Origin of the sequence: [Scytonema hofmanni] UTEX 2349 (assembly GCF_000582685.1) — a bacterium.
GTDB classification, from domain to species: domain Bacteria; phylum Cyanobacteriota; class Cyanobacteriia; order Cyanobacteriales; family Nostocaceae; genus Hassallia; species Hassallia hofmanni.
Genome location: NZ_KK073768.1, coordinates 1,659,996 through 1,674,276 on the forward strand (window position 1 = coordinate 1,659,996; position 14,281 = coordinate 1,674,276).

Below are 14,281 nucleotides of genomic sequence, written 5' to 3' on the forward strand. Positions count from 1 at the left end.
CTGCTACCTTGCAAGAAGTCTGTCGATGAGAAAGAGGGGGAAAGGGTAAAGGGGAAGGGGGAAAGGGGAAGGGGGAAGGGGGAAAGGGGAAAGGGGAAGGGGGAAAAGGGGAAAAAATATCATGAGTGATTTAAATAACTCTTTATTTCCATACCTTTACCCTTTACCCTTTAACCTTTTCCCCTCTTAACATTGCCCCATTTTCAACGATAATTATCCGTGTAAATAAAAGGAGAAAATTTAGTTATGGGTTGGTTACAAAGACTTTTTGGGATGGAAAAACCGGCTGATGCTCAAGTCAATCCAGAGACAGCTGCTACTGATGATTCAGGGCAAGACATTCCACTAGAACGAGTGGGATTAAATGGAGAATATGACCAAAGTGGTTTGGCAAAACGAGTTGCGCTTGCTTTTGACGAAAGCGGTCTGTTTGATGAGATTGATTCTCTATACGTTGCTCAAACAGGAAGCACAGTTGTGTTAAAAGGGCAAGTCCCCAGCCAAGAAATTTTAGATGAAATGGTGGCGATCGCAACGGGGGTTAGCGGTGCCACTGATGTCAACACTGACCAAGTTACAGTCGGCTAAAATATTTTTATTTTTGGCACATGAACAATTTACTCAAGCCTTATCAATCTACTATTGCTTTGGCTTTGTTAGCTGTTTTAACCCTTACCAGCTGTGGTAAAAAAGCTGAAGCACCTGATACCGGCGCTACTGCGAGTCCTGCCAGCACGACTGGAAGTTCAACTTCTGATAGTTCAGCCGAGTCAGGAAGTAAGGCTTCTATTCCCCCTGAAGCAGCAAAACTTGGGGTAAAACCTACAAACGCAACGACTTGTCCTAATGATGCGCTTGTTAAGGGTAAGGTAACGAAGAAGCGAGGCAATATATACCATATTGCCAAGTCGCTTGATTATGACAAAGTCAAGCCGGATATTTGCTTTAAAGATACATTAACAGCAGAAAAAGCTGGTTTTAAGGCACCAAAGTAAGTTGAGAATTGGTCATAGGGCATAGGTAATAATTCTTTTTCTAGTATCCATGCCCCATTACCAATTTTCTATCAAACTTTAATCGCAACGGCAGTTTCTAATTGAACAGCTTCTACTGGCAATTTCCCCTCAAAAATTGCCATATAAGGTCTTAGATTGCGGGTTTGATGAGATAAAGTTCTTGCTTTCTTAGATGAATACTCAAAGTTTGGCATTTCTTGCCGACAGTGGGAACAAAACCAGTAAACATTTGAGGAACGAATATGTCGTAGCAATTGGTGGGAGCAACAAGGACAGCTATTCATATTTCGCTAAGAGTTAAAAAGATATTTATCGGCACTTATAATATAATTGCCAAAGCGGGGATCGCTCATCTATCCAGGGGGATCGCTCATTCATCCTAAAGTTAGACTCACAGGATAAAAGTCTGGAAATACGTAAAATAGTTCATAAAATGTGACAATTCAAAAGTCATTAGTCATGATTATCTAGAACTAATAAACAATGAATACAGTAAATTTCTGCTAATTCTTAAGTTATTTGAGCAAATTTGCCAATTCCGAAGATACATACCTTGATACTAAAAACCCGGTTTATTAACAATTGTTAATAAAAACCGGGTTTTTAATTTTTTTAATTGCGAGTGTTAAAGCAAAAGAGAAAATTTGAATTGCGATCGCCTAATTATGAAAAAATATTAGTATCAAACTTTGGTAACGTCAGCATAAGCGCGATCGCGGTTATGGGGTGCATCAAAATCAATTCTTGGTCCTTTAGGCACAATCCCAGTCGGGTTAACGTTGGGATGGCTGATATAATAATGCCGTTTGATGTGGTCAAGGTTACAAGTTTCCTTAACTCCCGGCTGTTGGTAAAGGTCTTTGAGATAATTCCACAAATTGGGATAATCGACAATCCGCTGTAAGTTACACTTGAAGTGGACGTAATAGACAGCATCGAAGCGAAACAGAGTAGTAAACATACACCAATCCGCTTCCGTAATTTGCTCCCCACAAAGATAGCGTTGCTCTCCTAAAACTTTTTCCCAGTAGTCAAGTTTTGTAAATAATTCCGTTACCGCTTCATCGTAAGCTGACTGAGAAGTGGCAAATCCGGCACGATAAACACCGTTATTGATTGGTTGGTAAATTGCGTCAATTGTCTCGTCAATAACTTTTTGCAAAGCTTCGGGATAAAAGTTTACATTCTGTTTAGCAAAGGCATTAAATTCTGTATCGAACATCCGCATAATTTCACGGGACTCATTATTGACAATCGTGCCAGTTTGTGTATCCCATAAAACGGGGACTGTGACTCGTCCACTGTAATTAGAGTCAGCTTTGAGATAAATTTGCCAAAGATAGTTTGTGTTGTTGACTGTATCGGGAATGCTTCCTGGTTCATCTGAGAATTCCCAGCTGTTATCGTGAATTTCCGCAGCAACCACCGATAAGCCGATCGCCATATCTAATCCTTTGAGCGATCGCATAATTGCGGTGCGACAAGCCCAAGGACAAGCCCAAGATATATATAAATGATAGCGCCCAGGTTCAGCTTTAAAACCACTCGAACCATCGGCAGTAATTTTACCGCGAAAAGTGGTTGAGGGACGGACAAATTTACCTTCAGAGTCCTCTTGCTCCCTTTGTGATATCCACTTACCATCTTTGAGGATTCCCAAACCCATAAATTCTCTCCTTTGATAGTGGTGAACTACCTACACTACTCCACGACACAGACGTGTAGGCTTTTCAATTCATTATTGCGATGTTATCAATTTCAACTTTCTTGTAGGCGTTTGGCTAATTTAGTTTCAAGTTCTTCGACGGATATTTCTACTCGATCTGGTGCGGTTGCTAATAAATCCATGTATTTATGAAACGTTTGTATGTCTTGAGGATGTTTCCGGATATATGCTAATAATTCCTCTCTTGTCATTTTGTTAAAATCAGGTTGTGTCACTGCTTTAACCTCCCATTGGGGTAAATCTCTATTTCTATTGTCTCTCCAACTAATATAAATATGCGTTGGCTTCTTTCATCTAAACGAGTTAAGTTAAGTGACGTTCTCTCCCGTTAAGTGCTAGCGCACTATAACGGGAGCTTCTGAATCAGAATAGAGATAGTTGTACACCATCCCAGCCTGAAAAAGCTTCGCGCTTCACGGGCTGGGTGTCCCCTAAGCCTCCACGCGCAGACAAGATGAGTCCCACCTCGTTTAATGCTCGGTCTAATATATTCCGAGCGGCATTCTCGTCCCTGTCCATCTGCAAACCGCATTTATGACACTCATGCAAGCGGATAGAGAGAGTTTTCGGCACTTTAACTCCACAACCTGAACAATCTTGAGACGTGCTGTAGGGAGACACTTTTACAACTCGGACACCGCATTTGACTGCCACTATCTCCAAGATGGTAATGAATCGTCCCCAAGCTGCATCTAAGATTGATTTGCTCAACCTTGTACGAGCAAGACCCCGGATATTCAAGTCTTCTACCGCAATTAAGTCATAGTTTTTGACTAATTTGTGAGCGGTATTGTAGTGAAAGTTTTCTCGAATTCTGCCAATGCATTGGTGAATTCTAGCTATCTTATTTTTCTGTCTATTGCTACGATTTGACCCTTTCTCTTTCCGAGCTAATTTACGCTGCTGACGGGCTAAGTGAGACTGAGTTTTGCGATAGGTTTGCTGAATAGGAACAGCTTCACCCACTGATGTAGTGAGGAACTCCTTAAGCCCAACGTCAATACCTACAACCGTTTTCACCTCGTCCAGGGGCATAGGTTCTGGTACTGTTTCATCTTGTATGGAAATAGCGCAATACCAACCATCAGCCTTATGGACGATGGTGCAAGTCTTCAAGATAAAACCATCCGGAATAGGACGATGCATAATAATAGGCATCTCTCCTATCTTTGATAGTTTCAGTACTCCGTTGTTTAGATGCGCTCCAGCTTTCGGGCAATTGATGCGCGGGTAAACAAAAGAACGTAATTCACCAACTTTTTTGAACTTCGGTCTACCACCCCGTTTCCCAGATTTGTCAGGAAAAAGCCATCTTTCCCAAGCTTTGTTTAAACGTTGCAAGTTAACCTGTTGTGATTCTGACCAAATATTTTTGTAGTCAGGAAACAATACTTTAGTTTGTTTTATATCTGACTGCTGAGTGTAGTAGTCAACTTTGCTCGGTATGTCCCCAATAGGTTCAGAACTAATACTACAACGGTTAATCTGGCAACGGGTTCGTCGTAGCCAATCTAACCTCTGACCGAGCGCAAAATTCCAATGCCGACGAAGCAGCTCTAATGTGTAGAGCATAGTTGCTTTTTGTTCGACATTGGGTTTAATTCGGTAGCAGTAGGTTAGAATCATAATCATCATTCTATAGCTTATCGCCAATCATGACAATACAGTATGACAAAGGTTTTAGGTCTGTCTACACACTTACTGCTCATATTGTATTCGTGACAAAATACCGCAAGAAAGTTATAAACAAATCCATCCACGAGCGACTGAGTACTATTTTCAGTGAGACCTGTTCAAAATGGGAAACAACGCTACTAGAGTTTAATGGAGAGGCTGACCATATTCATTTGCTAGTTCGTTATCATCCTCAAATTGAACTCAGTAAGTTTATTGCTAATCTCAAAACAGTTTCTAGCCGCCTTATCCGCAAGGAATTCGGCGACTATCTCAACCGGGTTTACCAAAAACCAGTTTTCTGGACGGGTTCATATTTTGTTGCTAGTTGCGGCGGGGTGACTGTTGAACATCTCAAAAAATATGTTGAGCAACAAGCAACTCCGGAATAAGGATTCGCTTACGCTCAGTTGTATAAGTTAGTCGGCATTCCCCACCCGTTAACCCGTAGGGTATAACGGGCGACCCCTGCCGACATCTAGTTGGAATAAGTAAATTGCTAGCCATTATACAGACTCGGTATAAGGTTTCCAACTGCGCTATTGTGGGTTTCATGTTTGTAAAGCTCAGTTAATGTCTTCACGCGAAGAGTCACGCTCGTAGCCCACACTCACCGTCGATAGGAGTGTGTGGAGTACGTCACGAGTTAAGCGTCAACCAACAATTAACTATTCAACATTCATAATTTTTGGCACTTTAAAAAATTCGCCTTCTTGTTCTGGCGCACTGTTGAGAATAGCTTCTCTGTCAGAATAGGGTTCCAATTTATCTTCTCGCGTGACGTTGCTGACATCAATAGCGCGTGTAGTTGGTGCAACATTGCTGACATCGAGTTCATCTAGCTGTTGAACATAATCCAGAATATTCCCCAACTGAGTGGTGAATTGCTCCTCTTCTTCAGATGTCAACTCTAAACGAGCGAGAAGGGCTACTTTACGAACTTGCTCACGGTCAATCATGGTTTTGTCAAGATTCAATAGTTAATAGTCATAAGTCATAAGTCAATGACTTATGACTTATGGCTAGTTAAAAGAATACGTCAATTTGCGATCGCCCGGTGGTTTTCAGCCAGTTTTGAGCCTCGATATAGTTATTGGGAGCCAAACGAATGGCTCTAACCCAATAATCACTGGCTTGATCGAACAGTGCTTCACCACCGTCGTGATCGCCAGATTCTTTCGCTTTTTCGCCTTGAAAGTGGTAAATCACGGCAATGTTGTTTAAGGCTTGGGGTAAGCGTGGGTTCAACTCAATGGCTTCATGATACAACTCCAAAGCCTTGTCATGGTCGCCGTTACTGGCATAAATTAGCCCCATATTGTAGAGGATATAACTGCGATCGTAGGAATCTTCCTCTAATGTTAGGGCTTCTTGATAGTAATCTAAGGCTTCGGCATATTCCCCATCTGCCTGCGCCGACATTCCATCTCGGTAATAAACAAAAGCTTCTTTGGCTTTTTTGTTGGTTGGCAGCATCTTTAAGATGATATCTGCCATTACCGTAAAGGACTTGTCAATAAAATTATCGTTTTTCTGGGTTCTTGGCATATAGTAACGAACGCTCTGGTTGCAGCTAATGACTCAAAATGGCTTCTATGCCTCATTAGTTAATTTAACTGATTGCCGAGGCAATTCTCTTTTAGACTGAATTTATACAATCAGCATTATTGTATTTGGGGTTGTTTACCAAAGTGCTGACTGGATAGGCAGTCATCGCGCTAGCTGGATAGGGATGCAATGCTTCTTGTAGTGCTTCGGGCTTTTGCACTTGTGGATCTAACCACAAATCGTAATATTTCTTATCAAGAACTACAGGCATCCGATCGTGGATTGGTTTTAATACTTCGTTAGCGATCGTTGTCAAAATTGTACACGAGGTTATTTTCTCTTTTTCGGGAGATTCCCACTGTTCCCACAACCCAGCGAAGCAAAAAGGTTGTCCATCTTGCAGATGAAAGTAAAAAGGCTGCTTTTTACCGTTTTGGTGCTGCCATTCATAAAAGCCATCTGCCAGCACCAAACAACGCCGGCGTTTGAAAGCTGAACGAAAAGCGGGTTTCTCTGCAACAGTTTCTGCCCTAGCGTTGATCAGCTTTGCCCCCATCCTGATGTCTTTTGCCCATGAAGGAATTAGCCCCCAACGTAAGAAGTGAAATTCTCGCTGGTTACTTTCTTGAGTATGTAACACTGTTGCCACCATTTGCGTAGGTGCAATGTTATATTGCGCTGACAATTGTGGCAGTTTTTCTACATCAAAAGTTTGATTATTTGGCGACGCAGAAGTCAGTACAGCCGCAATTGCTTCTGCCGGCTGCTTTAAAGTAAATCTTCCACACATAGTTTTTTCTCAACCGCTGATTAAAATTTAACAACTAAATACTATAAACAAATAATACTTCCGTTTTTTGTTTTTTCAGAGAATTCTAATCCAACCTAAAAAGCAAATATTATTTCAATTTTGTCCTGTTTTTTTTGAAAGAATTTGATAAGATATTCTCTTCCAATCTCTGATTTTTCTAAACCTCCTTACAATATTTTTAAAACATGGAACCACTCCATTTGTACGATTTTTTACCTTCTGGTAATGGCTATAAGATACGTCTTTTGTTGACACAACTTGGCATTCCGTTTGAGAGAGTAGAGGTTAACATCACTAAAGGTGAGACGCGATCGCTAGAATTTTTAACTATAAATCCAAACGGCAAGATTCCTGTTTTGGAAGTTGAACCAGGGAAATATTTGTCAGAATCAAATGCCATCATGCTTTACCTGAGCGAAGGAACAGAGTTTTTACCTTACGATCGCTTTTTGCGAGCGCAAGTACTGCAATGGCTATTTTTTGAACAGAACAGCCATGAACCTTTTATCGCTACCCCCAGATATTGGATTTCTATTTTAGGTAAAGCTGAAGAATATAAAGATGCCTTAGAACAAAAGTATGAGGCTGGATATGCAGCACTTGGCTTGATGGAAGAACATTTAAAGTCTCACACTTTCTTTGTTGCCGAACGTTATACCATTGCTGATATCAGTTTATTTGCATACACTCATGTCGCTAATGAAGGTGGGTTTGATTTGTCCAGATTTCCCCATATCAAAGCTTGGATAGAGCGAGTCAAAGCCGAATCTGGATACATCAGCATTACTCAGGAATTATAATTATATCCCGTTCCCTGGCTCTTCCAGGGAACGACTTTGGGTCTGTGCTACCTAAATTACACCTCGCATTCAATGTTACTAGGCTGCTGCCTAGTAACCAGATAAAAGTGTGTTACTAGGCTGAACCTGGTAACGAGATATTTTTTAATCAAAGCACAGAAATTCTCTAAGAATCACAAATTTTAATCTTCTGTATCAATTTCAACTAACTTTTGTCGAGAGGATAAACCTGACTTAATTCTGATGTAAGATTTTGGTACATCGAATCTTTCTGATAACAGTTTAATTAACTCTTCATTCGCCTTACCATCAACAGGTGGTGATTTTAAATGTACAGTAAGACTGCCATCAGGTTGTTCTTCAACTTTTTGCTGTTTGGAATTAGGTTTAACTTTGACTTTTTTGTGCATTGCCTATTTTCTGTAATTGTCGTAGCCACAACCAACCTAAAACACAACCTAATAAATAATGAGGAAAATCCCACCAAGCAAAGGTAGTTCCAAGTAACCATTTACCTATTAAAGTGGCGCGAATTTCTGTCAAGAAAGGGGGATGCCAAAGTTGTAAAAATTCTAGTATACAGGTAATAACAAAAACCCATAGAGGAATTTGTTGTATAAATCGGCGTCTTCTCGCGAACAAAAACGCGAACAAGCACCAAAATATTTCATACAATACTGCGGCTGCGTAATCATTAAACCATTTATGAGCAAGTCCCGTGTAGTACTTAAATAAAAAGCCCATCGGTACAACGATGAGCAAAGACAGGATGATGAATATTGTTTGTTTACGGTTTTGGCGCATCTTCTCAAGTGAATGTATAAAAGTTGAATTCAACTACATCCTTTATACTTCATTCTTGTTAAGGGTATCTTCTACTACCAGCACCAACAACACCGATTTTGTGGCGATATGAGAGTTCAGCACCAAACCAGCCAGAAGCACTAGTCAGGGTACCGACAATAAGCGAGATTAACAATCCCCAAGGTAATATGCGTGACTCAGCGTCGCCCCAACGCAAAAGGAAGTTGACGAGTGATAAAACTAGGATGGCGACGTTAAGTATCATATGTACCCAACCTGCACTGCGCTTGCGGACTCGTTCAATTTTCAAAAAGTCGCTCAAACCGATCGCAGCTGCTAACAAACCTGCACCTAGTCCGAGTCCGATTAGCCATATTGAAGCTCTAGCCCAGAAAAAATCACGAGTTAACCAATATCCAAAATCGGTTCCTAAGGCTAAAGCTAAAAACGCGATGGGAAAAATGACACTCAAAGGGTGCAAAGGATGTCCAGCGATCGCTACTGTGCTGGGTACACCACTATCCATATACTCTCTGTCGTCACTTTCAATCAGTGGTGGAATATTGGGAAAAGGTGTAGAAGTTGTTGGATTTGTATCTGTAGTTTCCATTATTATCCTCAATTTATTAGTTTATAACCGAAGGGAATTTGCTCAACATAAGACAAAAGCAAAGTTGCGATCGCACATTGTAGAGACGTTCCGGCGGAACGTCTCTACGTGATTTAATAACAATGCAATCTGCTGTAATTGGCTAGATAACCCTATTTCTGGGGCTTTATTTAGTGCCTGGTCTCCCAATCCATGATTGGGAGAGCATTCTGGCTTTATCTTCGGTGCGAATATCCTTAGAGTCAATCTAGAAAATTGACTGAAAAAATTTATCTATCTGGCGATGGAGTGAAGAGAAAACCGTTATCTATCTAAAAGTATAAGTATAAGAATTATTAATAAAATTCTCATTTTTATAACTTTAGTTTGACAGGCATCGCTCAAAAGAAAGATGGAATCATCCAACACCCTATGGCAACGTAGTGATAACACTGATTTAAAGAGATTTTCAGAGGAGAACAAAAAATGGTAGCGACTTTAGATGATACCAAGCGCTCTGCGATCGCCACGAAATTGGCAGACATGAAAGCGCTACAACAATTGTTGATTCAAAATGAGCAATTATTTTTGAAAGAAACAAATGATTCGGAAATCAGCAAGCGTTTCCAAGACATGCTCAATGATGACCAAAAAAATATGGGCATTCTGGAAACCGTAATTGTCCAGTATGGCGTACATGGCGAACCCAAAGACACCATTAAAGAAATGGTTGAAAAAATTGGGAAATTAATGCAAGGCTCAGAATTGAGCTTGTATGAAAAAGTATCTAAGCATGAATTGTTGAAGCACGAACAAGTAATGTCTGGCTTGACCATTCACAAAGCTAGCCAAAAAGTTGGTGCAGATGTGATGGCAGCAATTGGACCGTTGAACACCATTAACTTCGAGAACCGCGCTCATCAAGAGCAACTCAAAGGTGTTCTGGAAATTTTGGGTGTCCGTGAACTCACAGGACAAGATGCAGATCAAGGTATTTGGGCACGAGTCCAAGACGCTATGGCAGCATTTAGCGGTGTTGTTGGTAGTGTTGTTACCCAAAACAGCGATAAGCAAGATTTGAACATCCAGGATCTTATCCGGATGGATCACGTAAAAGTAAATACTCTGTTTACCGAATTGTTGGCAAGTAACGATCCTCAAAAGATCCAAGAATACTTCGGTCAAATCTACAAGGATTTATCAGCTCACGCTGAAGCAGAAGAAGAAGTAGTTTATCCAAGAGTACGTTCTTTCTACGGTGAAAACGACACCCAAGAGTTGTATGACGAGCAAGCTGAAATGAAGCAGAAGCTAGATGAAATCAAAGCGATCGAACCGTCTTCACCTCAATTCAAAGACAAAATCAAGCAGTTGATGGAAGCTGTTGGCGACCACATTCGTCAAGAAGAAAGCTCAATGTTTGCTGCAATTCGTAACAATTTGAGTACTCAAGAATGCGAACAATTGTCTACAGAATTTAAAGCTGCTAAGAGCAAAATTGCAGAAAAAATGGCTAAGTAAAAGCCAAGGATAATGGGTGGGGCAATCCCACCCTTGCAGTTATTAAAAAAGTAGCTCGGCAGTAAGGTAAAAGTTTTATTCTTCTTTCTTTTTACTTTCCTTGCTGCTGAGACTAAATGCAATTTGCAAAAATTTCCAGATGTGGGTTTAAATTTATAACTCCTAGCACATGTATGTTAGGAGTTTTTTATCTGGTTTAAAAATAAAAACACCACGTAGTAAGTCACGCCGCAAACTTGCAAAAACAGAAGGCAAACAACATCAAAAAATTGCTAGGAGCCGCAAAGATTTTCATTATCATTATAAAACCGCTCACAAGCTTGTGCGCTCTTTGTACTCAAATCGGTGTAGGAGATGTTACGAATCGAAAAGAGTATTAAAGAATGATATTTCTTCCCTAGTCCCCAGTCCCCAGTCCCCCAATTTGCCAAACTGGCAACTCTCGCCTCACTAAACTGTTACATTTATAAATGAGTTTGTTATCAAATCATCATGAGCAACTTTCCTTCAACAGAACCTAAACAACCAAGCTACGTCAAACTCGCCATGCGAAACATGGTGCGTAAGGGTGGCACTTCTGTTAAACATTTTGCGTTAACCGGAGTCGGACTTGTGGCTGTCCTCGTGGGTCTTGCTTATCTGACTCACTGACGATACCGAAGCGATCGCACCGTCCTACTTTTGTGGAGAAAAGTGCAAGTCGAATTATATGTAGAAGATTGTTTTTATGAGTCTCCCTCAGCCGAAGCTGTAAATCTTGGGGAGGCTGAGATCCCAATTTCAACGGAAATTTGGTCAAGCTGGTTTCGTCGCTGGTTGGAAATATTACAACCTGATATTTCCCCAAAATCAATTTATGAAATCGGCTTACGTTTGACAGACGATGCCGAAATTCAGGCTTTAAATGCCCAGTATCGTCAGCAAAATAAGCCGACAGACGTTTTATCTTTTGCGACATTAGAGGTGGACTTTCCTGAAACTCAGGAAATAATTACCTCTATGCCTTTATATCTAGGTGATATAGTTATTTCTGTAGATACCGCTAAACGCCAAGCTCAACAGCAGGAACATAGTTTAGCAACTGAGTTAGCATGGTTAGCGGCACACGGTTTATTGCATCTACTAGGCTGGGATCATCCTGATGAAGAAACAGAAACGCGAATGCTGAAACAGCAAGGGATACTACTGAAGGCAATTGGTATTGCCATTGACATAGAATAACACTTAGTTTCGTGATCGTAGGTGTTAAATTTGAGTCATTGTTTATATAATACTTCTATATAAAATTACCGAAAAGTTGATTGGGCGATTAAAATCAGCTAAGATTCCCACTTTATTTAAGATGCTGTTATATTTTCAGCCTATGTCCAAACAAGTTTCTTCATCACCCACGCCAAACCACTTAGAAACAATTGTGTCCAACGACCGGGAACTCTCTTGGCGCGTTGCCTCTAATTTATTTGTTAGTTTTAAGTATGCCTGGGCTGGAATCAGTTACGCTTTTCAAAGTCAACGCAACTTTCGCATTCATGTAGGTGTTGGCTTCTTCGCAATCGGCTTGAGCCTTTTTTTACATCTTAAATCAGTGGAAATAGCGGTGATTGCCTTAACTAGCGGTTTAGTTTTGGCGCTAGAGTTGCTGAATACAGCGCTTGAATCTCTAGTAGATTTAACAGTCAAGCAAACGTACCATGATTTAGCAAAAATCGCTAAAGACTGTGCTGCGGGTGCTGTGCTAATTGCTGCTTTAGTAGCGGTGCTGGTTGCTGGTATACTTTTACTTCCGCCAATGTTTACCTTAATTTTGTCAGCATTGAAATCCTGACAAGCGATCGCCCCAAGTGGAGGTGACTGCGTTGCCCAGATAACCTCCCAGTAAATCTGATACAATATTAAATCTTATATTTATAAGGCACGATTAATCGTGTTTTATATTGGCACGTCTAAACAAATATTAAAATCTAGCGAGAGCAAAAAACTCATTATATTTCAGTTGTAAAAATCAGGAGTTAATCGCTGTGCTTATAGTCATCGATAATTACGACAGCTTTACCTATAACTTGGTGCAGTATTTGGGAGAACTAGCAGCAGAGTTTCCAGTCGCAGCCGATATTAAAGTTTTTCGTAACGATAAGATATCAGTTTCGGAAATTCAATCATTAAAGCCTGATGCGATCGTGATTTCCCCCGGACCTGGACGACCAGAAAATGCGGGAATTTCTCTAGATTTGATTGAACAACTCGGATCTAACTTGCCTATATTGGGCGTATGTTTAGGACATCAAAGCATTGGTCAAGTATTCGGTGGTAAAATAGTTTCTGCCCCTGAGTTGATGCATGGCAAAACTTCTCTTGTATCTCACGCAGGAGTAGGAGTTTTTCGGAGTTTAGAGAATCCTATGACCGCAACCAGATATCATAGTTTAGTCATTGACCGCGAAACTTGCCCAGACATCTTAGAAATCACTGCTTGGGTAGAAGACGGAACCATTATGGGAGTACGACACCGGAACTATCCTCACATTGAAGGTGTCCAGTTTCACCCAGAGAGTGTGCTGACATCTTTAGGTAAGCAGTTATTGCGAAACTTTCTGGAACAATTACAGTCGAGAAGTAATTAATGAAACGACGACAGTTGATAAGCTATGGTGGGGCAGGGTTGGTAACAGCCTTAGTTACTGACCTTAGTTCACACCTTCAAGCTAACGCACAATCTAGCGGTTCATTATCAGTTCAGTGGTTGGGTCATTCTTGCTTTCTGTTTACTGGTGGTGGTACAAGAATTCTTGTAAATCCCTTTCGATCGCTGGGTTGTACTGCTAAATATCGTCCTCCCAAAGTCAGCGCAGATTTAGTGCTGATTAGCAGTCAACTGCTGGATGAAGGTGCGGTGGAAGGATTACCAGGAAATCCAAAGCTAATCTACGAACCGGGAGTTTACGAATTTCAAAGTATAAAATTCCAGGGAATTGCCATAGACCACGATCGCAAAGGTGGTAAGCAATTTGGCATTAACACCGCTTGGGGTTGGAAGCAAGGCGGAATTAATATTTTACACTTAGGAGGAGCCGCCGCACCGATTTCTATTGAGCAAAAAATCCTCATGGGGCGTCCTGATGTGGCATTCATCCCTGTGGGAGGTGGTCTCAAAGCTTACAATGCCCAAGAAGCCAAGCAAGCAGTTCAGGTGTTAAATCCCAAGTTGATAATTCCTACCCAATACCGTACACAAGCCGCAGATACTGCTAGTTGCGATATTTCCCCAGTTGATGATTTTTTAACTTTGATGGAGGGCGTGAATGTACGTCGTAGCAATAGTGACACTCTTGCTATTAGTTCTAAAAACTTACCAGAAAATGGCGTCATTCAACTTTTAAGTTACAAATATTAAGGTTTTTTTAGACCAGCTGTAGTGAGGGCTTCAGCCCTCAAAAGCCTTTATTTAAGCTTTAAGCGCTCACTACGAAATAAAAAGACATTTGATGTTGTATAAAAACACAATTTATAATTAACCCACATCTGGCAACTCTAGCAAAATCGAGCCACAATAGATTGTCATCGGCACAGTATTGACACTCCCCGGCGTGAACGCACGGGGATTCTTGGCTCAACGAAACCACTTAAATTAGATTCCTTGCAGTCTCTAACCCAGAGGTGGGATTCTCCACGCCAGGTGCTTCAAGTCGGCGGAGCCGCCCAACGCACTGGCTCCCAAGCGTTAATTCGGGTATGCCCTACCCTATTTGCATTTGAAGCAAGTCCTGTTTGATTTTGAAGCAAATTCGCTTCAAA

The 14,281-nt window shown here is 40.9% G+C and carries 20 protein-coding genes and 1 pseudogene; 10 read left to right on the forward strand and 11 right to left on the reverse strand.

Translation table 11 applies throughout. The annotated features are described in order from the left end of the window. Positions 1-246: 246 nt before the first annotated feature. Together TOL9009_RS0112570 and TOL9009_RS0112575 are read left to right on the forward strand one after the other, a co-directional pair. A complete protein-coding gene (locus TOL9009_RS0112570) occupies positions 247-588 on the forward strand; it encodes a BON domain-containing protein (protein ID WP_029633120.1) in 342 nt (113 codons plus the stop codon). A 20-nt stretch (positions 589-608) separates the two neighbouring features. Beyond that, positions 609-995, forward strand: coding sequence for a sunset domain-containing protein (locus TOL9009_RS0112575; protein WP_029633121.1), 387 nt, complete (start codon positions 609-611; stop codon positions 993-995). A 71-nt stretch (positions 996-1,066) separates the two neighbouring features. Here TOL9009_RS0112575 and TOL9009_RS43410 read toward each other — a convergent pair whose 3' ends face one another. The 5 genes and pseudogenes from TOL9009_RS43410 to TOL9009_RS0112595 all read right to left on the reverse strand — a co-directional run bounded on the left by TOL9009_RS43410 (position 1,067) and on the right by TOL9009_RS0112595 (position 4,368). Then, the gene (locus tag TOL9009_RS43410) at positions 1,067-1,300 is read right to left on the reverse strand and encodes a hypothetical protein (RefSeq protein ID WP_072022128.1); all 234 of its coding nucleotides are present in this window, start codon (positions 1,298-1,300) and stop codon (positions 1,067-1,069) included. Between the two features lie 398 nt (positions 1,301-1,698). Next, on the reverse strand, positions 1,699-2,682 hold the full coding sequence (locus TOL9009_RS0112585) for a glutathione S-transferase family protein (protein ID WP_029633122.1): 984 nt from the start codon (positions 2,680-2,682) through the stop codon (positions 1,699-1,701). A 92-nt stretch (positions 2,683-2,774) separates the two neighbouring features. Beyond that, positions 2,775-2,957 (reverse strand): DUF6887 family protein, encoded by a 183-nt coding sequence (locus tag TOL9009_RS47230; RefSeq protein ID WP_072022129.1) that lies wholly within the window; start codon positions 2,955-2,957, stop codon positions 2,775-2,777. Beyond that, positions 2,954-3,046 (reverse strand): annotated as a pseudogene (locus TOL9009_RS50500) (DUF6888 family protein); the annotation flags it as partial. The gene TOL9009_RS47230 and the pseudogene TOL9009_RS50500, both read right to left, overlap by 4 nt. 59 nt (positions 3,047-3,105) lie before the next feature. Beyond that, positions 3,106-4,368 (reverse strand): RNA-guided endonuclease InsQ/TnpB family protein, encoded by a 1,263-nt coding sequence (locus TOL9009_RS0112595; RefSeq protein ID WP_029633123.1) that lies wholly within the window; start codon positions 4,366-4,368, stop codon positions 3,106-3,108. Positions 4,369-4,397: 29 nt separating this feature from the next. Between TOL9009_RS0112595 and tnpA the strand changes: the two genes are divergently transcribed. Then, a complete protein-coding gene (gene tnpA, locus TOL9009_RS0112600) occupies positions 4,398-4,808 on the forward strand; it encodes an IS200/IS605 family transposase (protein ID WP_084763195.1) in 411 nt (136 codons plus the stop codon). A gap of 276 nt (positions 4,809-5,084) precedes the next feature. On the opposite strand, the gene gatC is transcribed toward tnpA, so the two are convergent. From gatC to TOL9009_RS0112615, 3 genes are all read right to left on the reverse strand, one after another. Beyond that, positions 5,085-5,375 carry an Asp-tRNA(Asn)/Glu-tRNA(Gln) amidotransferase subunit GatC gene (gatC, locus tag TOL9009_RS0112605; RefSeq protein WP_029633125.1) on the reverse strand — a complete coding sequence of 97 codons (291 nt, stop codon included), beginning with the start codon at positions 5,373-5,375 and terminating at the stop codon, positions 5,085-5,087. A 67-nt stretch (positions 5,376-5,442) separates the two neighbouring features. Continuing rightward, positions 5,443-5,964: a photosystem I assembly protein Ycf3 gene (locus TOL9009_RS0112610; protein ID WP_029633126.1), complete on the reverse strand. Its 522-nt coding sequence runs from the start codon at positions 5,962-5,964 to the stop codon at positions 5,443-5,445. A 91-nt stretch (positions 5,965-6,055) separates the two neighbouring features. Then, on the reverse strand, positions 6,056-6,754 hold the full coding sequence (locus TOL9009_RS0112615; RefSeq protein WP_029633127.1) for an SOS response-associated peptidase: 699 nt from the start codon (positions 6,752-6,754) through the stop codon (positions 6,056-6,058). Positions 6,755-6,960: 206 nt separating this feature from the next. Here TOL9009_RS0112615 and TOL9009_RS0112620 point away from each other — a divergent pair, with 206 nt between their 5' ends. Beyond that, complete coding sequence (locus tag TOL9009_RS0112620; protein ID WP_029633128.1) at positions 6,961-7,575, forward strand: glutathione S-transferase family protein; 615 nt, start codon at positions 6,961-6,963, stop codon at positions 7,573-7,575. A 182-nt stretch (positions 7,576-7,757) separates the two neighbouring features. Here TOL9009_RS0112620 and TOL9009_RS0112625 read toward each other — a convergent pair whose 3' ends face one another. The 3 genes from TOL9009_RS0112625 to TOL9009_RS0112635 are packed head-to-tail and all read right to left on the reverse strand — an operon-like array spanning position 7,758 to position 8,989. After that, complete coding sequence (locus TOL9009_RS0112625) at positions 7,758-7,985, reverse strand: DUF167 domain-containing protein (protein WP_029633129.1); 228 nt, start codon at positions 7,983-7,985, stop codon at positions 7,758-7,760. After that, the gene (locus TOL9009_RS0112630; RefSeq protein WP_029633130.1) at positions 7,963-8,379 is read right to left on the reverse strand and encodes a ribosomal maturation YjgA family protein; all 417 of its coding nucleotides are present in this window, start codon (positions 8,377-8,379) and stop codon (positions 7,963-7,965) included. Before TOL9009_RS0112630 ends, TOL9009_RS0112625 begins: the two co-directional genes overlap by 23 nt. Positions 8,380-8,437: 58 nt before the next feature. Then, positions 8,438-8,989, reverse strand: a complete 552-nt coding sequence (locus TOL9009_RS0112635) for a DUF2231 domain-containing protein (protein WP_029633131.1) — start codon at positions 8,987-8,989, stop codon at positions 8,438-8,440. A 465-nt stretch (positions 8,990-9,454) separates the two neighbouring features. Here TOL9009_RS0112635 and TOL9009_RS0112640 point away from each other — a divergent pair, with 465 nt between their 5' ends. The 6 genes from TOL9009_RS0112640 (at position 9,455) to TOL9009_RS0112660 (ending at position 13,880) form a co-directional block, all read left to right on the forward strand. Continuing rightward, entirely contained in the window at positions 9,455-10,489 is a 1,035-nt protein-coding gene (locus TOL9009_RS0112640) for a hemerythrin domain-containing protein (RefSeq protein WP_029633132.1), read from the forward strand. Between the two features lie 492 nt (positions 10,490-10,981). Next, the gene (locus TOL9009_RS43420) at positions 10,982-11,140 is read left to right on the forward strand and encodes a DUF3285 domain-containing protein (protein ID WP_072022130.1); all 159 of its coding nucleotides are present in this window, start codon (positions 10,982-10,984) and stop codon (positions 11,138-11,140) included. A gap of 42 nt (positions 11,141-11,182) precedes the next feature. Beyond that, complete coding sequence (ybeY, locus tag TOL9009_RS0112645; RefSeq protein ID WP_029633133.1) at positions 11,183-11,710, forward strand: rRNA maturation RNase YbeY; 528 nt, start codon at positions 11,183-11,185, stop codon at positions 11,708-11,710. Between the two features lie 142 nt (positions 11,711-11,852). Continuing rightward, a complete protein-coding gene (locus TOL9009_RS0112650) occupies positions 11,853-12,314 on the forward strand; it encodes a diacylglycerol kinase family protein (protein ID WP_029633134.1) in 462 nt (153 codons plus the stop codon). 193 nt (positions 12,315-12,507) lie between these two features. Further along, positions 12,508-13,110 (forward strand): anthranilate synthase component II, encoded by a 603-nt coding sequence (locus tag TOL9009_RS0112655; protein ID WP_029633135.1) that lies wholly within the window; start codon positions 12,508-12,510, stop codon positions 13,108-13,110. Next, positions 13,110-13,880 (forward strand): MBL fold metallo-hydrolase, encoded by a 771-nt coding sequence (locus TOL9009_RS0112660; protein WP_029633136.1) that lies wholly within the window; start codon positions 13,110-13,112, stop codon positions 13,878-13,880. Before TOL9009_RS0112655 ends, TOL9009_RS0112660 begins: the two co-directional genes overlap by 1 nt. The last annotated feature ends 401 nt before the right edge of the window (positions 13,881-14,281 follow it).